Consider the following 23,844-nt stretch of genomic DNA (forward strand, 5'->3'; position numbering starts at 1 on the left):
TTCATGCAGCTCTTTTTGTTTTTTGAAATAATTCCGAATGGGGAAGATGTGTAAAGAATCTTACTAACAGCTGTTCTATCCCGCTATTCGCGGACAGCAAGAATCCAACTGACGGAAGTTTCACTTTATATTATTGTTCCAATTCAATTAGCAAATCACCTGTTTGAATTGCCTCTCCATCTTTCACATACACTTTTTTCACCGTACCAGTAAATGGAGCTTGTACAGTTGTTTCCATTTTCATCGCTTCTGTAATTGCCATGGAATCACCTTTTTTCACTGTATCTCCTTCATTTACTACTACTTTAATTACAGTTCCCGGCATTGTTGCATTAATATGATTTGGATTTTCGCGATTCCCTTTCACTCGTTGGGAAACTGTCGCTTTGACACTTTCATCTTTTATAACAATTTCACGAGGCTGTCCGTTAAATTCAAAATAGACAACACGTGTACCATCTAATTGTGGTTCTCCAATCGAAACTAATTTCACAATTAATGTTTTACCACGTTCAATTTCCACACCAATCTCCTCACCAAGCCTCATACCATAGAAGAATGTTGGTGTATCAAGAACAGAGATATTTCCATATTGCTCTGCAACTTTTTGATAATCCATAAATACTTTCGGATATAACGCATACGCTACAATATCAAACATCGTTACTTCACGACCAAGCTTATGGAATAACTCTTCTTTTACCCCTTCAAAGTCAATTGGTTCTAACAGTTCACCTGGTCTTACTGTTAAAGGTTCTTTTCCTTTTAAAATAATTTCTTGTAACTCTTTCGGGAAACCACCGTACGGTTGTCCAAGATCACCAGAGAACATTTCTACAACTGATCCTGGGAAGTCTAATGCGTGACCACGCTCATAAATATCTTTCTCCGTTAAATGATTTTGTACCATAAATAGAGCCATATCACCCACTACTTTTGACGATGGAGTTACTTTAACAATATCACCAAACATATCATTGACGCGGCGATACATCACTTTCACTTCATCAAAACGATCTCCTAAACCGACAGCTTTTGCTTGTTGCTGTAGATTACTATATTGACCACCTGGCATTTCATGCATATACACCTCTGTATGCGGTGCATTCATTCCACTTTCAAATGAAGAATAATATTTACGAACATCTTCCCAATAATGAGAGAGCTTCTCTAAAGATTTCACATCTACATTCGGTTGTCTTTCATTTCCTTCTAATGCATAGTACAACGTATTAGCGCTCGGCTGAGATGTTAATCCTGCCATAGAGCTTACCGCAACGTCTACAATATCAACTCCAGCTTCAATTGCTTTCGCATATGTTAATACACCGTTTCCGCTCGTATCATGCGTATGAAGATGAACCGGAATCGATACCGTCTCTTTTAATGCAGAAACTAAATCATATGCTGCATTTGGTTTTAATAATCCTGCCATATCTTTAATCCCTAAAATATGCGCACCTGATGCCTCTAGCTCTTTTGCTAAGTTTTTATAATAATTCAAATCATATTTACTGCGCATCGGATCATGGATATCACCTGTATAACACATTGTTGCCTCTGCAATCTTACCACTTTGACGCACAGCATCAATCGCAACGCGCATACCTTCTACCCAGTTTAGACTATCAAAAATACGGAATACATCAATGCCAGCCTGCGCAGAACACTCTACAAACTTTTGAATTAAGTTATCTGGATAGTTTTTATATCCTACTGCATTTGATGCACGAAGAAGCATTTGGAATAATACATTTGGCATGCTCTCACGTAATTCTAATAAACGTTCCCATGGATCTTCTTTTAAGAAACGATACGCGACATCAAATGTTGCTCCGCCCCACATTTCTGCAGAAAATAAATTCGGTAGCATTCTCGCTGTTGGTTCAGCAATTTTTTCTAACTCTTGTGTACGGATACGTGTTGCTAATAATGACTGATGCGCATCACGGAATGTAGTATCCGTTAATAAAACTTGCTTTTGTTCTTGAACCCATTTTACTAATCCATCAGCTCCGCGCTCATCTAAAATTTGCTTCGTACCAGTTGGAATCGGTTCAGTATATTTCACATTTGGAACGCGCGCTTCTGCAAAAATCGGTTTTTCTTGTTTTCCTACTCCAGGAAATCCGTTGACTGTTACTGTGCCAATGTATGATAGCATTTTTGTACCGCGGTCTTTTCGTTTCGGAAATACAAATAATTCCGGTGAAGAATCGATAAACGATGTATCATATTCTCCTGTTAAAAAGTTCTTATGTTTTACAACGTTTTCTAGAAACGGAATATTTGTTTTAATACCACGAATACGGAATTCCTTTAAATTACGTTCCATTTTAGCTGCTGCTTGTTCAAACGTTAACGCCCAAGTTGTTACTTTTACAAGTAATGAGTCATAATACGGCGTAATAACTGCACCTTGGAAGCTGTTCCCTGTATCTAAACGTACACCAAAACCACCACCGGAACGATATGCCATAATTTTCCCTGTATCTGGCATGAAGTTATTAAGCGGATCTTCTGTTGTCACACGAGATTGAATCGCAAATCCGTGTGTAATTATAGCTTCTTGTTTTGGAATACTTACTTTTTCGCTATGTAAAGCATAGCCATCAGCAATCAAAATTTGTGATTGAACGATATCAATGCCTGTAATCATTTCTGTAATCGTATGTTCAACTTGGACACGTGGATTTACTTCAATAAAATAGAAATTGTTTTCTTTTACAAGAAACTCAACTGTCCCTGCGTTCACATAATCAACATTTTTCGTTAATTGAACTGCAGCTTCACAAATACGATTGCGAAGTTCTTCTGAAAGAGACACACTTGGTGCTACTTCTACAACTTTTTGATGACGGCGCTGCACCGAGCAATCTCTCTCATATAAATGAACGACATTACCTTGTTCATCTGCCAATATTTGCACTTCAATATGCTTTGGATTTTCAACAAACTTTTCAACATATACTTCATCATTACCAAACGCTGCTTTCGCCTCGGATTTCGCACGGTTATATGCTTCTTTTAATTCATCTTCGCTGCGTACGACACGCATTCCACGACCGCCGCCACCAAGAGCTGCTTTAATAATAATCGGGTAATCATATGTTTTAGCAAAGCTTTCTACTTCTTCAATTGCACTTATTGGACCATCGCTACCAGGAATGACAGGAATATTTGCTAGTTGCGCTTGTGTTCTCGCCTTTACTTTATCCCCAAACATATCTAAATGCTTACTCTTTGGACCAATAAAGATAATGCCTTCTTCTTCACAACGTTTTGCAAATTCAATATTTTCTGACAAAAAACCATATCCTGGGTGAATCGCATCAACATGATTGCGTTTTGCGATTTCAATAATACCTTCAATATCAAGATATGCATCGATTGGTTTTTTACCTTCCCCTACCAAATACGCTTCATCTGCTTTATATCGATGATATGAACCGCTATCTTCTTTCGAGTAAATCGCAACTGTGCGTAGTCCTAATTCTGTACAAGCACGAAACACACGAATCGCAATTTCACCGCGGTTAGCTACTAATACTTTCTGAATACGTTGCAGCTTTTTCATGATTTTCCCCCTCTATTTTCCTACCATTCATAGCAGCATAGATTTGCCCTGCTTAGCAGAAATAAGTACTTCACTTCTAGCAGTGATATTCACCATCCAAAAGCTTCACCTTATTTTTATTCATCATACCTTATTTTTTGACAAATGATAAGCTTTCTGTTCAATTTGTCTCACAAAATTAGTATAGCATAAATTCCAATAAGCAACCAAGCTTTTTGTAAGCACATTTCATTAAATGTGACATACTTTTTTATCTAAAACTATCTAAATAGGTTCATCTTTTTCTGGGATTATGCAAAAAAAGAAGCTTTGTACACTTATACAAAGCTTCTTTATTTTACAACAACGAGATGTCTCTCTTGTTTAGGCTGTTGTTGCTCCCGCCCTTGCTGTTCTCTTTTTTCTCTCTGTTTTACAGAGCTAGCTACATTTAATAAAATCCCCATAGCTAGTAAGTTTGCTACTAAAGAAGTACCACCGTAACTAACAAATGGTAAAGGTACGCCAGTAAGCGGCATAAATCCGGTAACTCCACCTAAGTTTACAATTGCTTGCACACCAATCATACTACCTATTCCTATTGCAAGTAGACTTCCAAAAGGATCTTGACATTTTTGCGCAACTCGAAAAGCACGGACAACGATGACTAATAAACACATTAAAATAATCGCTACTCCAACAAAACCTAATTCCTCAGATACAATTGCCATAATAAAGTCTGTATGCGGCTCTGGTAAATACCCGTACTTTTGGATACTATTTCCTAGCCCTCTACCACTTATACCACCAGAAGCAATTCCAACAAACGAATTAATTAATTGAAATCCTTTTCCCTGTGGATCCCCAAACGGATTCCAGAATGTAGTAAAACGTGCGATTTGAACATCTGATAAAACACTTTTTCCTATAAAATACCCCAGGGGAATCCATATAATAGACGTAAGGGCAATTCGTTTTATCCAAACTTGAAATGGTATGCCCGAACAGAATGTCATGATTCCAATCGTTGAAAGAATTAATAATGTTGTTCCTAAGTCAGGCTGCTTCAAAATTAAATAAATTGTAATTAATAAAAAAGCAACTACTCGACCAGCACCGTGCCAAATCGGTCCATCTGTCATTTGCTTTTTTGCATAAAAACGTGCTAATACAACGATAATTCCTACTTTAATAAACTCTGTAGGCTGCATCCCAAATACCCATGATTTTGCATTGTTCACAACCGTTCCCCATTTTAATACTATTAGCAGCATCCCGATGCTACCAAGAACGATTAAAACAGTAACCATGCGCTTTCTCCATACTTGAAAAGGAATAAACATGATAATAAGCAACCCAATTGTCCCAACTAACATTGCTTTTAATTGCGATCGAAAAAAGTGATCGCTCGTCCATCCATATTTCGGATAATATTTTGTAATCGCAACGATAGAACTGGCACTATACACCATAATGACTCCGAGCACGCATACGATAACAAGAGGAAGCACTAAAGAATAATCTATGGACTTCCAGACTCTTTTCATTCAAAATCCTCTTTCTCTTTTCTTTTTTAACAGTTGTATTCCATATGTATTTGTATTCTTCCTTCTTTTCAGAAAAATCATTTTTTTGCACAAAAAAGCTCAAACTGATTCAGTTTGAGCTCCTTATTTGAACCAGCTATTATTGTTTGTTTGTAAAAGCTTCATGCAGTGCCGATAGCTCTCGTTCTAATTCTCCTAATATTTCTTTACCTTGCTCTTCCACAATGAGACCAAGACGAACCGCAAAATCAACTTCACGGGATAAGCCAAACATTTGTGTATCGAGCACTTCTTCGTATAATGGACACTGCGGCATCGTAAGGTGATCCATTTGCACCTTAATAAGTCTTAGAATTTTCTCTGCATCAGCTTGTAGAAGGGCAAGTGCCTTTTCCTGATGATTTGTTACTGTCTCAGACGTCAAATTGATTCCCTCCGTTTCCGTCCTACTCTCCTATCCTATCTACTAATATTAGCGATAGTTTTCATAAATTGCAATAGAAACATTTCCTGTGACAATTGTCCTTAGTCCTATTATACTGAAAAGTGGGAGTATAAGACAAATGGGGGAACAATAATGAGTGAAATTTTATTTATTAACGGAAATGTACGCTTTCCAATTACAATTGATCCAAGTGTCTGGATTTTTGATGATCGAAAAGTTGACTTAACAACATACTTTACAAATCCAAAAGAAACTACAAATGAATTAGCACATTATACTGAGCAAGCATCTAAACATTGGGATCGTGAAATTAGAGAAGGAGCTATTTTCCCACCTGTTAATAAAAGCATTGCAAGATTTGAAAAAGAAAAAATTATTACAGGGACATTCGGTATACCATTCTTACCTTTTTTACAAAATGCTGAAATTTCCAGCGATGCAACTCATGTAGAAATTCATACAGAAACCGGCATTACAACTATTCCATTACAAAAAGCAAAGGATGCTATTCTCGGCTTTTCTAAAAACGGAAAACCGCTAAAAGAAGATGGTCCTGTTCATCTTTATTTTGGAGATAACTCTAATGTCAATGATCCAATTCGATATATCCGAAAGTTTACCATTGTGTAAAGTAAAACTTCCACCAGTGGAGGTTTTTTTATTTCCCACTGATGGTTAGTTGAACCAATCGGGCTTTTATGGGCAGTAAGATAAACAAAAAAGAGTGGCTTTTCACCACTCTCCCCTACAATAAATCCGCTGCTAGTTGTGCTAAGTTAGAACGCTCACCTTTCACAAATTTCACATGTCCACTAATTTTTTGTTCTTTAAACTTTTCTACCACATATGTTAAGCCGTTATTATATTCGTCTAAGTATGGATGGTCAATTTGTTGCGGATCTCCCATTAAAACAATTTTACTTTTCTCTCCGACACGCGTTAGGATTGTCTTTACTTCATGTTTTGTTAAATTTTGAGCTTCATCTATAATAATAAACTGCTCTGGAATACTCCGTCCGCGAATATATGTTAAAGCTTCCACTTCAATAGAACCCATCCCCGCTAAAATTGCATCTAATTCTCCAGGTTTTTTCGTATTAAATAAATACTCTAAATTATCATGAATAGGTTGCATCCAAGGCCTTAACTTCTCTTCTTTCTCTCCTGGTAAATATCCAATATCCTTTCCAACTGGAACAATTGGTCTTGCTACAAGTAGCTTTTTATACATCCCCAAATCTTCTGTTTGCATAAGCCCCGCAGCTAATGCTAATAATGTCTTCCCAGTTCCTGCTTTTCCAGTCAATGTAACAAGGGGAATATCTTCACGTAGTAATAACTCCATCCCCATAATTTGCTGTACATTTCGAGGACGAATCCCCCAAATTTGCTCATTCGGAAAAATAAGCTTTTTCATTTTTTTCCCCGAATGATCAACAATGCCAAGAGCTGAACTAGATCCCCCTAAAGCATCCTTCATCACAATGAATTGATTTGGATAAAAAGGGTGATTTGCAATTTCAGAAAGAGGCAGTTCTCCTTTTTCATAAAAACGATTTAAAATCTCTTTTTGTATGTAATACTCTAAGAAACCCGTATATATATTTTCTACTTCAGTAACGCGATCACTCAAGTAATCTTCAGCTTGTAAACCTAGCGCATCAGCTTTCACTCTTACAAGTACATCTTTACTTACAAGGATGACAGATTTTCCATCTTCTTTTTCTTGCTCTTCTAATGATAAATTTTTGGCAACAGCTAAAATACGATTATCATTTGTTTTCTCTACGAAAATATCTTGTAATTGAACAAATGAACGATGATTCAGCTCAATCCGAAACGTCCCCCCGTTTTCGAGAGGAATACTTTCATGCAGTTTTCCAAGTTCGCGAAATTTATCTATTAGTTTTGATACGTAGCGTGCATTTCTTCCCACTTCATCCATATAACGTTTCTTTGAATCTACTTCTTCTAGCACAACCGCTGGGATGACTACATCATTATTTTCAAAAGAAAAAATAGATAACGGATCCTGCAAAAGCACATTTGTATCTAACACATAAATTTTATTCAACCTTTCCCCCCCTGACTCCACCATAAAATTTGTAGAACAAGGGTTTCATCCATATTATGGACGAACCATTGTTATAATTATATGTACGGTACAAACGAGATAGAATAGAAATCACTTGAAATATAAAGCGAAACTTCCATAAATGGATTTTCCACCCTCCACTTATAGTGAGTTGAACAAATCGGATGTATGCTAGCAGGTACCTCACCTACCTTCTTCGTTTTCTCAAAACCTTAAAGCAAGAGACTTACTGTCCGCGAATAATGGGATAAAGAAAAAGGATGAACAACTTTCTTTGCTGCCCACCCTTTTTTCACACATCTTTCATCGCTGATAAAACTTGGTTATCTAATTTTGCTGCAGCGCGAAGATCGTATGTTTTTTCATATTTTGGTTCAATAGCAAGTTTCGCACCGTAAAACATTACATCACGCACCTCTTGCACAGAAACTTCAATTAATGTTAATTTAAGCGGAACGCCCTCCATCCGCTCTACTTTTATAATCGCTTCACCACTAATAGAATATACAGATTCATTCGCCATAACGGTAAGAACAAGTCCTGCATGATGACGTAAATTCTCTACAATACGCGAGCGTTGATCCACTGCAAAACGGATAGATTTTTCATCCATTGCATATACCCATGAAATTGCATTTACATTTGGAACACCTTTTTCAAAATCAGTCGTTGCAATTGTTACAATACGTTCTTCACGCAACGCTTGCATTAAGATAGCTGTTAATGTTGGTTCTACTATGTTTGCCATATTTCCACCTCCATAATCATCTATACTGATTCCACTCTAACAGGCAATAAGACTCCCACTACAAGAAGGTGGGACTATACCTATACGGTTCAACTAACCATCAGCAAGAATTCAAGCTCCTTGCTAATAGTTGTTTCACTTTATATAATAACCTATTTTTCGAATTGCGAAAATATTTATTTTTTCTTCTATAGTTCAAAAATATCTAACACCCATGATATACTAAAGTACGATAGAACTTGTGCTGAGGTGACGAAATGAGAGTCAAATGTATTCTTTGCGATAAAAAAGAAGATTTAAATGACGAAAATCCAGTAGCGAAACGGCTTCGTAACCGTCCTATTCATACATATATGTGCAAACAATGTACAGATCGTATTACAGAACGTACTTTAGAACGAAAAGCAACAGGACACTTTAGATTGTATCGCGATAAAACAATAGAAGATGAATGGTAATCTACTAAAAGGAGTATATGCTGAAATTACAAGTAGAATAACTATAGAAATTTTTCTAAAAATAATTGTGCATATCATATAATACATGTCTTTATTGTAGACTTTCTTCCTATCGTTAGGGCCATTCGTTTTCCTAGATAGCTTTCCTCTTTACCATCTTTCTCTATTCCTCTTGAACAATGGTAATAATAAAATGAAACTTCCATCAGTAGTTTTTTCATCCCCCACTAATGGTTAGTTGGACCACTCAGGCCCTCGCTATCCGAAAATAGCGATATAAAACAAACATCACTCTATAGTAGACTGATGGCCATTTACTATATGATGCGATAACTATGTGCACCATATAAATAAGCTCTTATCAAATATGATAAGAGCTTATTTATATTTTTCTGGCTCACGGTTCATCTGATCTAAAAAACAATCGATTAGTTCAAGCGGAAACCGAGTTGATTTCTTTTCACCTTCTTTTTCATATGTAACAAAATACATATCTTCTTTTTTTTCTACCGTAACATGTTTCAACTGATAATCTTCAAGTAACATATTATGAAAAAACATATATGTTTCTTGCGCAGCCTCATCATACGGACGAGCTTCTGCAACAATTTTAATCGTTAACCAATTATATAATGCATCTTGCACAGAACTCATCTTCATTACCCCTTTAGCTTGCTTTTTGATGTTTCGCTTGACGTAAACGCAATTTATATATACCAAGTATAATAATCGCTACAACAAGTCCTTCTCCTACTGGTAGAAAGATAGCAAAAAACGTTAAAACAGTGCAACCAAGTATTAATACGGTATAAATTACTACATTCTTTAATAGTGATAATTTTCTAGCAAACCCTAAATTATAAACAATAATGCTGAATATAATAACGGTACCGTAAAGAAGCCACATTCCTACTTCAGGATTTTTATCTACATTATATAATTTCGCAAAAAATGACATTCTTTCTAGCACTTCTGACACTTTTTCTGACACTTCACTTCTCTCCTTTATTCGCTCTCATTAAAGTGGTATTTTTTATCATTTCCTACTATAAGAGTACCCTGCAAAAAAAGTACTGTCCACAACAAAAATCGAATTTTCAAAAAATAATCACAATAAAAGAGCTGCCTTTTATCAAAAGGCAGCTCTACATTACTTAAGCTTCTACAGATTTCTTTTTCTTAGCAGCTCTTTCGCGCTCACTCTTATCAAGAATCTTTTTACGAAGACGAATTGATTCTGGAGTTACTTCACAGAACTCATCATCGTTTAAGTACTCTAATGACTCTTCTAAAGTCATTAAGCGTGGTTTTTTCATTGTTGAAGTTTGATCTTTCGTCGCAGAACGAATGTTAGTTTGTTGTTTCATTTTTACAACGTTAACTGTTAAATCATTCTCACGTGTATGTTCTCCAACGATCATACCAGCATATACTTCTGTACCTGGTTCAACGAAGATTACACCGCGATCTTCAACTTGCATAATACCGTATTGTGATGCTTTTCCTGTTTCAAGTGAAACTAGAACACCTTGACGACGTCCACCAACTTGTCCAGCATGTACTGGTTGGTAGGAATCAAATGTGTGGTTTAAAATACCGTAACCACGAGTTAATGTTAGGAATTCTGTTGTGTAACCAATTAAACCACGTGCTGGAACCATGAAAGTAAGGCGAACTTGACCGTTTCCGTTATTCACCATATCTAACATCTCACCTTTACGTGCACCCATTGATTCCATAATAGAACCAGTGTATTCTTCAGGGACATCGATTTGTACGCGCTCTACAGGCTCACATCTTACGCCATCAACATCTTTAATAATTACTTCAGGCTTAGATACTTGTAGTTCATAACCTTCACGACGCATATTTTCAATTAAGATAGATAAATGTAATTCCCCACGTCCAGATACGATCCATGCATCAGGAGAATCTGTATTATCTACACGTAAACTTACATCTGTTTCTAATTGTGAACGAAGACGCTCTTCAATTTTACGAGATGTAATATATTTACCTTCACGACCTGCAAATGGGCTGTTATTTACAAGGAATGTCATTTGTAGTGTCGGCTCATCAATACGTAGTAACGGCAATGCCTCTTGATGCTCAACCGGACATACCGTTTCACCTACGTTAATGTCTTCCATACCTGAAACAGCTACTAAATCCCCAGCTTTTGCTTCTTCAATTTCTTGACGTTTTAATCCAATGTAACCAAATAATTTAGTTACACGGAATTGTTTTACACTTCCGTCAACCTTCATTAATGCAACTTGTTGTCCTACTTTCATTGTACCGCGGAATACGCGTCCAACCCCGATACGACCAACATAGTCATTGTAATCAAGAAGTGCTACTTGGAATTGAAGTGGCTCTTCGCTGTTATCAACTGGTGCTGGAATATGTTCAATGATTGTGTCAAACAATGATTTCATATTCTCTTCTTGATTTGCTGGATTTGAATCTAAGCTTGCTGTTCCGTTCATTGCTGATGCAAATACAACAGGGAATTCTAATTGATCTTCGTTTGCACCAAGTTCGATGAATAAGTCGACTACTTCATCAACTACTTCATCAGGGCGAGCGAAGTCACGGTCAATTTTGTTTACAACAACGATTGGCGTTAAGTTTTGCTCAAGAGCTTTCTTTAAAACAAATCGTGTTTGTGGCATACAACCTTCATATGCATCAACAACAAGTAAAACACCGTCTACCATTTTCATGATACGTTCTACTTCACCACCGAAGTCAGCGTGTCCAGGTGTATCTAAAATGTTAATTTTTTTATCTTCATAATGAATCGCTGTATTTTTCGCTAAAATAGTAATACCGCGTTCTCTTTCTAGATCATTTGAATCCATTGCACGTTCTTCAACGTGCTCATTTGCACGGAACGTCCCCGCTTGACGTAATAATTGGTCAACAAGTGTTGTTTTACCATGGTCAACGTGGGCGATGATTGCTATATTTCGTAAATCTTCTCGTTTTTTCAACATGTCCAACTCCTAGTGTCTTTTTAATCCTTCTCTATTATAAGAGCGAAGGGGATACAATGGCAATCAAAATAAAATCAAGAATGAAAATATAGTTGTATTCTCACTTTTGTGAAAGTACAATGAAATTGGAGGGTGAAATATATGGAACAGATTCAATATCGCTTTTTATTCACAGCTATCATTGGCGTTATTTTTATGATTGGTATAGGAATTATGATTGCTGAGAACAGCCCAATCGGTGCTATTATTTGCATTATTGGTACGATTTTTACAATCGGATACGGATTTATAACAAAACGAAAAATGCGTAAGCTACGATAACAACAAAAAGTAAGAAGCGATTTTCTATGCCTCTTACTTTTTTGTTTTTTCTATGGATTTTATACTCTTATTGTACATATTGCAATACCTCTTCATATACACCTGGTCTTGCAACGAGAACGCTGCTCTTCTCAATAATTCGAAGTGGATCGCCATTAAAGGTCGTTACTTTGCCTCCAACCTCTTCTACAATAATCATTCCTCCGCCGAAATCCCATGGAGATAACCGAGGCGTCACATACGCATCCAATCTCCCTGTCGCTACATATACCATTTCAAGTGCTGCACAACCATACGAACGTGTTCCTCTTGCCCTTTTTACAAGCTGTGCCATCTTTCTCATATCAAGACGAGGATTATCAGTAAGCCACGTTGCATTTACAGCAACAACCCCTAAAGACACTTGACTTGGCTGCAACAATGGAATTTCTATATCATTACAAAATGCTCCTGCACCTTGCTGCGCATGATATAACTCATCATGAACTGGATCATATACGAGACCAATTTTTCCGATACCGTTCTCATATACGCCGATTGAAATTGCAAAATTTCGCTTTTGATGAACAAAATTCATCGTGCCATCAATAGGATCAATTAACCACACAACCCCATCTGATGAAGCTAACTCATCTCCATATCCTTCTTCTCCAAGAATATAATGTTCTGGAAAGGTATCTTTAATTTTCTCGATAAAGAACTGTTCAATTTCCCGATCCATATTCGTTACTAAGTCTGAGGCATTTGACTTCGTTTCGATAATAAGAGATTGCTTCAACGATGAAACAAGGTGCTGTCCAGCTTCTTTTATCCATTGTTTTGCGTATACATCAATTTCTTTCCACACCTCTTGCATATTTAAACACTCCGATCTGTACAGTTCACAGAAAAAACGAACCCTTTATAAGGTTCGCACCAACTAAATTTTTATACATACACTATTATTACGCCTCTAACCGAATCATTTCAAGTCTTAACACTTCTAATTTTTTCATACATTCTTCTTTTTTCATATCATCATTTTCCATCATTGCATCATATAGAGTTGCTAATTCATAATCTAGTTCTAAACGCAGCACCGGGATTCTCTTCTCCGCATCTGTTCTTTTTAATGCATTAATTACCTGTCTCATATTCGTTTGCCCCCTCCCAATATTCGTTTGCCCTCAATCAAAATTTACTTAATTTTCTGATTTTTTGTTTTATACTATATTATGTGGGATAAATCATCTATGCAACTAATTTATATTTTTATCTGAAAATTTTTTATAAGCTTCTTTTTTATGAATTGTACAAGCTATGCTAGAATAGAAACAAACTAGGAGTTGGAGGAACAACCATGACATCAAAAACTTTCAAAGAAAAAGATTTTACAGTGTTCTCTGTGGATGGTCTAGAAGAAAGAATGGCTGCAATTAAAATGAACATTCATCCGAAGTTAGAAGCGCTCGGCGAACAATTTGCTCATTTCTTAACGAAAAAAACTGGTGAATCCTTTTTCTATCATGTAGCAAAACACGCACGTCGTAAAGTCAATCCACCAAACGATACTTGGGTTGCATTTTCAACAAATAAACGCGGATATAAAATGTTGCCACATTTTCAAATTGGATTATGGGGTACACATGTTTTTATATACTTTGGATTAATTTATGAGTGCCCACAAAAAATGGAAGCGGCTCATGCCTTTTTAAAACATTTAAATGATTTAAAAGCGAATATACCAAATGATTTCGTTTGGTCCATTGACCATACTAAGCCTGATGTAAAATTGCATGATACCCTTCAATTAGAAGAGTTACAGGAAATGATCGAGCGGTTATCTACCGTAAAAAAAGCAGAGTTATTAGTAGGAATTCATATGTCTCCAGAAGAGTTTACAAGTCTTACTGATGAACAATTTATTAAAAAAATCGAAACGACGCTGCACTCACTCCTTCCTTTATATAAAATTTGTAATCGATAAAGCAAAACGGACAATACATGTATTGTCCGTTTTTAGTTGTTATCACATTATAACACTTCATAATTTATTTTTCAAAATTTTTTTACATTTTCACAATATCTTCTTCTTCTAAATTTTTCGCCTTTTGAATTGTTCGATAGATGGAATAACCACTCACTTCTTGAAATTCTTTGTCGATTTTCTTTTCTTCTGCTTTCCCTGGTACAATCTCTTTAAAATTGCGATACAAGCTCATAAGATTTTCTCTCTTCAATCCTTTCTCATAAGCTTGTTCAATTGCTTCATAAAATTTAATTACTGCAACCATTTCTTCCGTTGACCAATCATAATCAATTGGATATTGATATTCCATGATAACACCTCATTTATTCCATTTCGCCTTAATTTGTATTTGTTCCTCTTCATAATCATAGGTGATATAAAGTGAAACTTTGGTTCGAGCTTTTACGGGCAATAGCTCACACAGCCCCTCTTTATTTTCTCAAAACCTTTTGATTTTTGGTATTACTATTGGCGAATAGCAGGATAAATTCTTGCCCAGTTGGGATATCTTTCATTCTCCCCATCACTGATCTAGCCCATACAAGATCATCACGTTCTATTCTTTAGTACTCCAAGCCATTCAACTCTTCTGCATCATCCAAGTTGATACACCTAAATTCCTTTTCATAGCAACTCCTCTTTGCATTATACACTATTTCCTGTTTTGCCACGCATTGATCTTCCTATGTAAAAAAGGATAATTACCATTATTATTTTTCTATACATCTTCCAATATAGGTGATATAATGCTTTTGTTTTGTAGAACATAAAGTGATCCTTCAATTAGTAGCGTAGATCTTCTCTCTACTATTGTTTAGCGAAACAGGATAAACATAAAACAAAACTAATAAATATTAATAATAATTAAGAAGAAGGGGTGTATAAGTTGTCCCAATACGAAACACCATTGTTTACTGCTTTAATAGAGCACAGCAAGCGCAATCCAATCCAATTCCATATCCCAGGCCATAAAAAAGGACAAGGAATGGATCCTGAATTCCGCGAATTTATTGGGCATAATGCATTATCAATTGATTTAATTAATATTGCACCGCTCGATGATTTACATCACCCAAAAGGTATGATTAAACAAGCGCAAGATTTAGCAGCAAAGGCATTTGGCGCTGATCATACATTTTTTTCCGTACAAGGAACAAGCGGAGCAATTATGACAATGGTTATGAGTGTTTGTGGTCCTGGCGATAAAATTCTTGTACCACGTAACGTTCATAAATCTGTTATGTCAGCGATTATTTTTTCAGGTGCAAAACCGATTTTTATTCATCCAGAAATTGATCCAACATTAGGAATTTCACATGGAATTACAATTCCTTCTGTAAAAAAAGCTCTTGAAGAACATCCTGATGCAAAAGGATTACTTGTCATTAATCCAACATATTTTGGTTTTGCAGCCGACTTGCAACAAATTGTCGAGTTAACTCATTCCTATAATATACCTGTTTTAGTGGACGAAGCTCATGGTGTTCATATTCATTTTCATGATGAACTACCGATGTCAGCAATGCAAGCTGGTGCCGATATGGCAGCAACAAGTGTTCATAAATTAGGCGGTTCATTAACACAAAGCTCTATTTTGAATGTAAAAGAAGGGCTTGTAAATGTAAAGCATGTTCAATCTATTATTAGTATGCTTACAACAACTTCAACGTCTTACATTTTACTAGCTTCGCTGGATGTTGCAAGAAAGCGTCTTGCAACAGAAGGACGAGAGATTATTACGAAAACAATTCAATTAGCAGAACAAGTTCGAAAACAAGTAAATGAGATTGAACATCTATATTGTCCTGGTAAAGAACTACTAGGAACAGATGCCACTTTTAATTATGATCCAACAAAACTCATCATCTCTGTAAAAGAATTAGGAATTACAGGTCACGATGTCGAGCTATGGTTAAGAGAGCACTATAATATAGAGGTAGAGCTTTCTGATTTATATAATATCTTGTGCCTTGTTACACTTGGAGATACAGCAGAAGAAACAAATCTATTGGTTCACGCTCTGCGTGATTTGTCAACTACATTTAAAGATAGTGCAGAAAAAGGCGTACAAGTACAAGTCGAAATTCCAGCAATTCCTGTTCTTGCGTTATCTCCGCGTGATGCCTTTTATTCTGAAACAGAAGTTGTTCCTTTTGCAGAAGCTGCTGGCCGCATTATAGCAGATTTCGTTATGGTCTATCCACCAGGCATCCCAATTTTTACTCCTGGTGAAATTATTACACAAGAAAACTTAGACTATATTCAAAAAAATTTAGAAGCAGGATTACCAGTACAAGGCCCTGAAGATATGACATTACAAACATTACGTGTTATTAAAGAATATAAGCCAATTAGCGAATAACACCCATCCCACTTCATATTTTTGAAGTGGGATTTTTTCTTTACAATCATATACCTCTTTGTTTTCACAGTATTTTTCTTATGCACCCTTTACCCGCCTATTCATACGATATAAGGTGAAACTTCCATCAGTTTTCTTTTTTTATGATGGTTAGCCCTACCAATGGGACTCTTACATGCAATGTCTCTCCCACCTAACTTCTTTATCACATTAAAATTTTGAGGTGGGAGTCTTTACTGTATGTGAGTACAAAAGAAAAAGAACGTAAACGTATAGGTGGGATCTTATGATTGTAATTGGGCGTTCCATTGTACATCCATATATAAAAAATGAAACCGAACCATTCTTTTCGGAAAAACAAAAAATTTTAGAGATAATGACAGGAAATCAAGAAGTATATAACTTTCAAACATTAGACGAGTTAAATTTTGATATAAACATTCGTGTTTATATCATCACTTCTGCTCTAGAGTTATTTCAAAGCGGGCTCCAATTCCGTACATTTGGGCAATCTTACTGTAATCCTGAATTTTGGGAACGCACTCATTTAGGAGGATTTCAACTTCGCCCTAATGTGTTACCCTCTTTCGCAATTCGTGATATTTTTGTAAATGGTAAAAAATACGGAACAGAATGTGCAACTGCGATGATTATTATCTTCTATAAGTCACTATTAGCACTATACGATGAAGAAACGTTTAATCGCTTATTTGCAAATTTGCTTTTATATACGTGGGACTATGATAAGGATTTGAAACTAATTACAAAAACCGGAGGAGAAATCGTTCCCGGTGACCTTGTTTATTTTAAAAACCCACAAGTAAACCCGGCAACAATTGAATGGCAAGGAGAGAATGCAATTTACTTAGGAAATTTCTTTTTTTATGGGCATGGTGTCGGTGTAAAAACAGAAAATCAAATTATTGATTTGCTTAATCAACGACGTATGCCTTTCGCTTTTTTATCAGCATACTTAACAGACTTTCTAACACGTATAGATAGCCGTATGATGAGTCAATTTGCTTCTGCGAAGAAAATACAAACACAACTTGAACTCATTCCAATTCGAGATGATGCCATTATTGCAACAGTTGGTCATACAACTTCAATTCACTAAAAAACGCCTGCATATGCAGGCGCTTTCTTATTTATTGGGCTTTAGTATGCTCTTTATGCTCACAATCGCATTTAGGGCTACATTTTCCGTATAATACCGTTACTTTTTCATCCTCAAAATGTGCAATTGTGCTCTCACAAACTTGACATACGATAGTTCCCATTTTAAATTTCCCCCTATTATTGTAATCCCCAAGACCTTTTTGTAACCGCTTAACTTTCTGTCTTTATTTTAATATGTTATACTTTTTTCGTCAATAGTTTTTAAGTATGACACATTAATTATTTTTTAATTTTATTAGTATGAAACATTTACAATTAAAAAGCAGCCGTATATTTTATAATTACGACTGCTTTTTAACAATTATTCCTCATATTCAGCATGCACGGATGTAGGTGGCAGCAGAAACTTAAAAAACTCCGCAAGATCCGTTGCTTCTTGACTCGTCTTTAATTTAAAGACGGATTGTAAATGTTGCACATCCTCAATATCATCCTGCCCAAGGAGAGTTGCCCGACCAGTTTGCATACAAACAACAAGTGGTTTACCAAAAAACATAGTTGTATACACTACACCAAAATCATACCGAGTCTCATTTGTCATGAAACCAAGAAAGCGGACTTTTGCTTTTTCATGTTCATCATATAATTTCTCAAACACCGTCTCTCGCTCTCCTTTCTTCTTGGTCTTTCCATATTGTATATATTAAACAAAAAAGGGGATATCCCTTTTCAATTGTAAAAAAATTCATAACAATGTTAAAATAGTGATATATTATGTCATTAGGAGGCTTATTATGCAAGACGCATTCATTAAACTTGTCCCAAAGTCAAAACAACAATCTATCTCATTAGAGGATGTAAAACAACTCTTTCATTATTATAAAACGATTACAGCTCAAACAGGCCAACAAATAGGTTTTACATACTCAAGTACTGCCTTTCCATACGAAATAGTTGATACATCTGAGACAACTCTCTATTTAAAGGCTAATCATGAACGCTATCATTCTATTTATGTAGGAATAGGTATAGAAAACGAACAATCTTTTGTGCAAATTACATTGCCGCCTTCTGCAACATTTGGGGATAAAGGAAAAGCTAATGAATTTTCTAGATTTCTAGCAAAAAAATTAGAAGGGGAATTACAACTTTTTAATGGAAGAACAATGTACTTTTATAAACGTTAACTAGTAAAAAAGAATAGCTTACTTATAAAAAAAAGCATGCTATTTGCAATAGTGAAAAAAAACGCCTTTTTTCTAGAGTGCAATATAATATGAGCAATAACATAGGCTAAATAAAAAAATACAAAAAAGAGCAACACTTTGTAATGCAGCTTATCACGGTCCGATAATAATAACACAATTGAAAATCCGCTCCATATAATGAAATGGAGGAATGAAACCACTGTTATTCTCATGGTATTGCCTCCTTTTGCACGTCCTATTGTATTACAATATATGGGCACCATAAGAAATCATTACATAATATAAAGAAACACACCTTAACTATCCTAAAAATAAGGACAAGTAAGGTGTTTTTTACTTTTTTAATCTAACTATCATATGTAACTAACAGTATATACAGAATTGAAATAAGGTGAAACTTCCATCAGTGGTGATACCCCATCCCCCGCTGATGAATAACTCTGCAAATTGGATACATGCCAACATCCAACTGTACTACTATTCATTCATACGAGAGAAATAAGTATAACAAAAATTTCTCCCTCCTTTTAATTGTGATATAATATTTTATTGAATGTCTATAAACTTACAGAAAGGAAATAATATTAATGGTATTTAGTAATCTCCTATTCTTATGCTTATTTTTACCTGCGGTTCTTTTGGCCTACCATGTAGTACGGAAAGAACTACAAAATATTGTTCTGCTACTCTTCAGCTTATTATTTTATGCTTGGGGAGAACCTATATATGTGTTTCTTATGCTCTTTTCTATTTTCATGAATTATTGGTTTGGAATTTGGCTTGGAAAAGAACAAACAACTATCGTAAACAGAAAAACAATCCTAACGCTAGCTATTATTATGAATACAGCTATTTTAGGATATTTTAAGTATGCTAATTTTTTAGTTGATAATATAAATACAATCTTTCACACAAATATTGTATTAGAAAAAATTCCATTGCCAATTGGTATTTCTTTTTTCACTTTCCATGCAATGAGTTATATTATCGACATATATAAGAAGAAAGTAGCTGCTCAGCGTAATATATTTGATCTTGCATTATATTTTACTGTCTTTCCACAATTAGTTGCTGGGCCGATTGTTCGTTATAATACAATTTCTCATCAATTACATGCACGAACTGTTGATGCCGATAAATTCTCCGAAGGAATTCGTCGTTTTATTATCGGATTAGGAAAAAAAGTATTAATCGCCAATCAATTAGGAGTTATTGCTGATGAAATCTTTGCGATGGATCCAACAACAATGAGTGTTTCTACCGCATGGATCGGCGCTATTGCTTATACACTGCAAATTTATTTTGATTTTTCCGGGTATAGTGATATGGCAATTGGATTAGGAAAGATGTTTGGATTTGATTTCTTAGAGAACTTCAATTATCCATATATCTCAAAATCTATTTCTGAGTTTTGGCGTCGTTGGCACATTTCACTTGGATCTTGGTTCCGTGACTATGTTTACATTCCACTTGGAGGAAACCGTGTATCTACTTGGAAAGTGTATCGTAATCTCTTCATCGTCTGGGCCTTAACAGGTTTTTGGCACGGTGCTAGCTGGACCTTTATGATATGGGGAATTTATTATGGGTGTCTCATCGCTTTAGAAAAAGCTGGTTTTGAAAAAATATTACAAAACACTTGGCGTCCTGTTCAACACCTATATGTCATGTTTTTAGTCATTATCGGATGGGTCTTCTTCCGAGCTGATAATTTTAGCTATTGCTTCGAATTTTTACAGACTATGTTTGGACTAAACGGACCGCTTACCGATATTGATAGTTATTTCTATGTCATGAACTACTGGGGAGTCTTTTTACTGGCAATTGTTACATCTGCCCCAATCTTCCTTGTACTGAAGAATATGCTTGCAACAAAAAAAGTGGCTATTCTATCCCCACTTTATTATGTTAGTGTACTAATTATTGTCATGATGTATTTAACAAACGCAACTTATAATCCATTTATTTACTTCCGTTTTTAAAGGAGGGATAGCTATGAAAAAATGCAACAATTATATGTTAATTACCGGGTTTTTACTTGTTATTTTCGGAATGTGCCTATGGACTGGAAAAGTTATGTATTTAGATAAAAAAACCTTTTCTAGTTTCGAAAATAGAAATTTAGCAATCGATCCTGTTATGACTTTGGATGGTTTAAAATCAGGTAAATATTTTAAAGAAACTGAATTACACTTTACAGATCATATCGCAGCTAGAGACTGGTTTATTAAAACATATACAGAATTTCAAATGTTATCTAACCGAACATTTGTAAATCAAAAATATATTGCAGATGATAAATTTATTTTGGCTGAACCAACAAAAACGAATAATCAAAAACAACTTGATCAATCTGTAAAAGAACTCGATGAACTACGAAATCATTTTCCAAAAACTGAATTTTACTTTATGTTAGCACCAAGTAAATTAACAACATTCTCATATAAATATCCACCGTATGTAAATCGTGGGTATGAACAAAAAAATCATGATTACTTTGTTCAATCTTTAAAGAATATCAACTTTCCTATTATTGATATTCTTCCATTTTTCCAGAAAGAATTTAATCATGAAGAACTAGAAAGTTTATATTTTAAAACAGATCATCATTGGAATATGAAAGGTGCATTTTATGCATATGAATATACAATGAATTATATATCGGATCACTCAAAAATATATAAAAATGATACGGTAAATCGAAATGATTATAAAATCACGATTGAAAAACCTAATGGGGATTTTATTGGAAGTTGGAATAAACAACTATACGGTCTAATAAAAACTCCTGAACAAATCCCGTATGTACAATCCAAGCAAAATGCGAATGTTTGGGATGATTATACGGTTTACATTGGGCCTGTATCTGAACAATCAACTAAAATCACGATGAAGGAATTCTTTGCTAAAGATAAGCATCAGCCTTCACCAACTTATGCATCTGCCTATCAAACAGATTATTCTCAGGTAAACATCTTAAATCCTAAAGCAAAAAACAAATTACATGCTGTAATTATTAAAGATTCTTATGCCGATGCAACCTATCCTTTATTTGCTCAGAATTTTGAACAAACAACATTTATTGATCCGCGATTTGCAGCTAGTGGAAATATCACCAAGCGCTTAGAAGAACTAGATGCTGATATTGTCCTATTCCTGTATAACGACTCTAGTACAGGTGCAGAAATGTACCAATTCAACAATGGGCAATAAAATAAAATTTTCATCAGTGGGGGATTCAATCCCCACTGACGGTTAGTTAAACCAATCGGCCGCATACCAGCCGTTATCTTCGACCTATCTTCCTCGCTTCTCTCTGAATCTTGAGATGGGAACTTACTACCATTAATAAAAGATATAATATAAAAAATAAGAGGGACTCTAAGTCACCTCTTATTTTTTATATTATAATTTTTTACTTCTATATCCTTATCCAATTTATCTAGTTTTTTTAATATAATTTATTGAGTAAAAAATAAAGTAATGTTACAATTTACAAGTTGTTTATGAAAAAATATAGAAAGGAATCTCTCAAATGGTTTTTAGCAATTTGTTTTTTTTATGCTTATTTTTACCTGCGGTTCTTTTGGCCTACCATATAGTACGGAAAGAACTACAAAATATTGTTCTCCTACTCTTCAGCTTATTATTTTATGCTTGGGGAGAACCTATATATGTGTTTCTTATGCTCTTTTCTATTTTCATGAATTATTGGTTTGGAATTTGGCTTGGAAAAGAACAAACAACTATCGTAAACAGAAAAACAATCCTAACGCTAGCTATTATTATGAATACAGCTATTTTAGGATATTTTAAGTATGCTAATTTTTTAGTTGATAATATAAATACAATCTTTCACACAAATATTGTATTAGAAAAAATTCCATTGCCAATTGGTATTTCTTTTTTCACTTTCCATGCAATGAGTTATATTATCGACATATATAAGAAGAAAGTAGCTGCTCAGCGTAATATATTTGATCTTGCATTATATTTTACTGTCTTTCCACAATTAGTTGCTGGGCCGATTGTTCGTTATAATACAATTTCTCATCAATTACATGCACGAACTGTTGATGCCGATAAATTCTCCGAAGGAATTCGTCGTTTTATTATCGGATTAGGAAAAAAAGTATTAATCGCCAATCAATTAGGAGTTATTGCTGATGAAATCTTTGCGATGGATCCAACAACAATGAGTGTTTCTACCGCATGGATCGGCGCTATTGCTTATACACTGCAAATTTATTTTGATTTTTCCGGGTATAGTGATATGGCAATTGGATTAGGAAAGATGTTTGGATTTGATTTCTTAGAGAACTTCAATTATCCATATATCTCAAAATCTATTTCTGAGTTTTGGCGTCGTTGGCACATTTCACTTGGATCTTGGTTCCGTGACTATGTTTACATTCCACTTGGAGGAAACCGTGTATCTACTTGGAAAGTGTATCGTAATCTCTTCATCGTCTGGGCCTTAACAGGTTTTTGGCACGGTGCTAGCTGGACCTTTATGATATGGGGAATTTATTATGGGTGTCTCATCGCTTTAGAAAAAGCTGGTTTTGAAAAAATATTACAAAACACTTGGCGTCCTGTTCAACACCTATATGTCATGTTTTTAGTCATTATCGGATGGGTCTTCTTCCGAGCTGATAATTTTAGCTATTGCTTCGAATTTTTACAGACTATGTTTGGACTAAACGGACCGCTTACCGATATTGATAGTTATTTCTATGTCATGAACTACTGGGGAGTCTTTTTACTGGCAATTGTTACATCTGCCCCAATCTTCCTTGTACTGAAGAATATGCTTGCAACAAAAAAAGTGGCTATTCTATCCCCACTTTATTATGTTAGTGTACTAATTATTGTCATGATGTATTTAACAAACGCAACTTATAATCCATTTATTTACTTCCGTTTTTAAAGGAGGGATAGCTATGAAAAAATGCAACAATTATATGTTAATTACCGG

24 protein-coding genes are annotated in these 23,844 nt (G+C 35.1%); 10 read left to right on the forward strand and 14 right to left on the reverse strand.

The window, feature by feature from the left end; all coding sequences use genetic code 11:
- Positions 1 to 130: 130 nt before the first annotated feature.
- From pyc to WAX78_RS17155, 3 genes are all read right to left on the reverse strand, one after another.
- Positions 131 to 3,577 (reverse strand): pyruvate carboxylase, encoded by a 3,447-nt coding sequence (gene pyc / locus WAX78_RS17145; protein WP_336483223.1) that lies wholly within the window; start codon positions 3,575 to 3,577, stop codon positions 131 to 133.
- Between the two features lie 332 nt (positions 3,578 to 3,909).
- Entirely contained in the window at positions 3,910 to 5,103 is a 1,194-nt protein-coding gene (locus WAX78_RS17150) for an FtsW/RodA/SpoVE family cell cycle protein (protein ID WP_336483224.1), read from the reverse strand.
- Positions 5,104 to 5,242: 139 nt separating this feature from the next.
- Positions 5,243 to 5,527 carry an Fpa/YlaN family protein gene (locus tag WAX78_RS17155; protein WP_336483225.1) on the reverse strand — a complete coding sequence of 95 codons (285 nt, stop codon included), beginning with the start codon at positions 5,525 to 5,527 and terminating at the stop codon, positions 5,243 to 5,245.
- 153 nt (positions 5,528 to 5,680) lie between these two features.
- Here WAX78_RS17155 and WAX78_RS17160 point away from each other — a divergent pair, with 153 nt between their 5' ends.
- Positions 5,681 to 6,178 (forward strand): molybdopterin-binding protein, encoded by a 498-nt coding sequence (locus WAX78_RS17160; protein ID WP_336483226.1) that lies wholly within the window; start codon positions 5,681 to 5,683, stop codon positions 6,176 to 6,178.
- 115 nt (positions 6,179 to 6,293) lie between these two features.
- Here the strand turns inward: WAX78_RS17160 and WAX78_RS17165 are convergent, their stop codons facing one another.
- Both WAX78_RS17165 and WAX78_RS17170 read right to left on the reverse strand, forming a co-directional pair.
- Positions 6,294 to 7,622 (reverse strand): PhoH family protein, encoded by a 1,329-nt coding sequence (locus WAX78_RS17165; protein WP_336483227.1) that lies wholly within the window; start codon positions 7,620 to 7,622, stop codon positions 6,294 to 6,296.
- 313 nt (positions 7,623 to 7,935) lie between these two features.
- The gene (locus WAX78_RS17170) at positions 7,936 to 8,391 is read right to left on the reverse strand and encodes a pyridoxamine 5'-phosphate oxidase family protein (protein WP_336483228.1); all 456 of its coding nucleotides are present in this window, start codon (positions 8,389 to 8,391) and stop codon (positions 7,936 to 7,938) included.
- 257 nt (positions 8,392 to 8,648) lie between these two features.
- On the opposite strand from WAX78_RS17170, the gene WAX78_RS17175 reads away from it, so the two are divergent.
- Positions 8,649 to 8,849: a YlaI family protein gene (locus WAX78_RS17175; RefSeq protein WP_336483229.1), complete on the forward strand. Its 201-nt coding sequence runs from the start codon at positions 8,649 to 8,651 to the stop codon at positions 8,847 to 8,849.
- Between the two features lie 378 nt (positions 8,850 to 9,227).
- Here the strand turns inward: WAX78_RS17175 and WAX78_RS17180 are convergent, their stop codons facing one another.
- The 3 genes from WAX78_RS17180 to typA form a co-directional block, all read right to left on the reverse strand.
- Positions 9,228 to 9,503 carry a hypothetical protein gene (locus WAX78_RS17180; protein WP_336483230.1) on the reverse strand — a complete coding sequence of 92 codons (276 nt, stop codon included), beginning with the start codon at positions 9,501 to 9,503 and terminating at the stop codon, positions 9,228 to 9,230.
- Between the two features lie 13 nt (positions 9,504 to 9,516).
- A complete protein-coding gene (locus WAX78_RS17185; RefSeq protein WP_336483251.1) occupies positions 9,517 to 9,819 on the reverse strand; it encodes a YlaH-like family protein in 303 nt (100 codons plus the stop codon).
- 184 nt (positions 9,820 to 10,003) lie between these two features.
- On the reverse strand, positions 10,004 to 11,848 hold the full coding sequence (typA, locus tag WAX78_RS17190) for a translational GTPase TypA (protein ID WP_336483231.1): 1,845 nt from the start codon (positions 11,846 to 11,848) through the stop codon (positions 10,004 to 10,006).
- Positions 11,849 to 11,989: 141 nt separating this feature from the next.
- Here typA and WAX78_RS17195 point away from each other — a divergent pair, with 141 nt between their 5' ends.
- Positions 11,990 to 12,169 carry a DUF5325 family protein gene (locus tag WAX78_RS17195; protein WP_336483232.1) on the forward strand — a complete coding sequence of 60 codons (180 nt, stop codon included), beginning with the start codon at positions 11,990 to 11,992 and terminating at the stop codon, positions 12,167 to 12,169.
- 67 nt (positions 12,170 to 12,236) lie between these two features.
- Here the strand turns inward: WAX78_RS17195 and WAX78_RS17200 are convergent, their stop codons facing one another.
- Together WAX78_RS17200 and WAX78_RS17205 are read right to left on the reverse strand one after the other, a co-directional pair.
- Positions 12,237 to 13,025 (reverse strand): inositol monophosphatase family protein, encoded by a 789-nt coding sequence (locus WAX78_RS17200; protein WP_336483233.1) that lies wholly within the window; start codon positions 13,023 to 13,025, stop codon positions 12,237 to 12,239.
- Between the two features lie 88 nt (positions 13,026 to 13,113).
- The gene (locus WAX78_RS17205) at positions 13,114 to 13,302 is read right to left on the reverse strand and encodes a hypothetical protein (protein ID WP_035429204.1); all 189 of its coding nucleotides are present in this window, start codon (positions 13,300 to 13,302) and stop codon (positions 13,114 to 13,116) included.
- 206 nt (positions 13,303 to 13,508) lie between these two features.
- On the opposite strand from WAX78_RS17205, the gene WAX78_RS17210 reads away from it, so the two are divergent.
- Positions 13,509 to 14,135: a YktB family protein gene (locus WAX78_RS17210; protein WP_336483234.1), complete on the forward strand. Its 627-nt coding sequence runs from the start codon at positions 13,509 to 13,511 to the stop codon at positions 14,133 to 14,135.
- 82 nt (positions 14,136 to 14,217) lie between these two features.
- Here WAX78_RS17210 and WAX78_RS17215 read toward each other — a convergent pair whose 3' ends face one another.
- Complete coding sequence (locus WAX78_RS17215) at positions 14,218 to 14,487, reverse strand: UPF0223 family protein (RefSeq protein ID WP_336483235.1); 270 nt, start codon at positions 14,485 to 14,487, stop codon at positions 14,218 to 14,220.
- A 576-nt stretch (positions 14,488 to 15,063) separates the two neighbouring features.
- Here WAX78_RS17215 and WAX78_RS17220 point away from each other — a divergent pair.
- Positions 15,064 to 16,539, forward strand: a complete 1,476-nt coding sequence (locus WAX78_RS17220; RefSeq protein WP_413789203.1) for an aminotransferase class I/II-fold pyridoxal phosphate-dependent enzyme — start codon at positions 15,064 to 15,066, stop codon at positions 16,537 to 16,539.
- 286 nt (positions 16,540 to 16,825) lie between these two features.
- Positions 16,826 to 17,656, forward strand: a complete 831-nt coding sequence (locus tag WAX78_RS17225; protein ID WP_336483237.1) for a protein-glutamine gamma-glutamyltransferase — start codon at positions 16,826 to 16,828, stop codon at positions 17,654 to 17,656.
- A 31-nt stretch (positions 17,657 to 17,687) separates the two neighbouring features.
- Here WAX78_RS17225 and WAX78_RS17230 read toward each other — a convergent pair whose 3' ends face one another.
- Both WAX78_RS17230 and WAX78_RS17235 read right to left on the reverse strand, forming a co-directional pair.
- Positions 17,688 to 17,819 (reverse strand): GapA-binding peptide SR1P, encoded by a 132-nt coding sequence (locus WAX78_RS17230; protein ID WP_336483238.1) that lies wholly within the window; start codon positions 17,817 to 17,819, stop codon positions 17,688 to 17,690.
- Between the two features lie 200 nt (positions 17,820 to 18,019).
- The gene (locus tag WAX78_RS17235) at positions 18,020 to 18,316 is read right to left on the reverse strand and encodes a DUF3055 domain-containing protein (protein ID WP_336483239.1); all 297 of its coding nucleotides are present in this window, start codon (positions 18,314 to 18,316) and stop codon (positions 18,020 to 18,022) included.
- Positions 18,317 to 18,452: 136 nt separating this feature from the next.
- Between WAX78_RS17235 and WAX78_RS17240 the strand changes: the two genes are divergently transcribed.
- The gene (locus WAX78_RS17240; RefSeq protein WP_336483240.1) at positions 18,453 to 18,845 is read left to right on the forward strand and encodes a DUF1885 family protein; all 393 of its coding nucleotides are present in this window, start codon (positions 18,453 to 18,455) and stop codon (positions 18,843 to 18,845) included.
- On the opposite strand, the gene WAX78_RS17245 is transcribed toward WAX78_RS17240, so the two are convergent.
- Positions 18,842 to 19,078: a hypothetical protein gene (locus WAX78_RS17245; RefSeq protein ID WP_336483241.1), complete on the reverse strand. Its 237-nt coding sequence runs from the start codon at positions 19,076 to 19,078 to the stop codon at positions 18,842 to 18,844. The two genes, WAX78_RS17240 and WAX78_RS17245, sit on opposite strands and share 4 nt — an antisense overlap.
- Positions 19,079 to 19,453: 375 nt before the next feature.
- Here WAX78_RS17245 and WAX78_RS17250 point away from each other — a divergent pair, with 375 nt between their 5' ends.
- The 3 genes from WAX78_RS17250 (at position 19,454) to WAX78_RS17260 (ending at position 23,796) form a co-directional block, all read left to right on the forward strand.
- Complete coding sequence (locus WAX78_RS17250) at positions 19,454 to 20,848, forward strand: MBOAT family O-acyltransferase (RefSeq protein ID WP_336483242.1); 1,395 nt, start codon at positions 19,454 to 19,456, stop codon at positions 20,846 to 20,848.
- A 13-nt stretch (positions 20,849 to 20,861) separates the two neighbouring features.
- Entirely contained in the window at positions 20,862 to 22,079 is a 1,218-nt protein-coding gene (locus WAX78_RS17255; protein ID WP_336483243.1) for a DHHW family protein, read from the forward strand.
- 322 nt (positions 22,080 to 22,401) lie between these two features.
- Complete coding sequence (locus tag WAX78_RS17260) at positions 22,402 to 23,796, forward strand: MBOAT family O-acyltransferase (protein WP_336483244.1); 1,395 nt, start codon at positions 22,402 to 22,404, stop codon at positions 23,794 to 23,796.
- The last annotated feature ends 48 nt before the right edge of the window (positions 23,797 to 23,844 follow it).

The organism is Bacillus yunxiaonensis, assembly GCF_037104695.1.
GTDB classification, from domain to species: Bacteria; Bacillota; Bacilli; order Bacillales; family Bacillaceae_G; genus Bacillus_A; species Bacillus_A yunxiaonensis.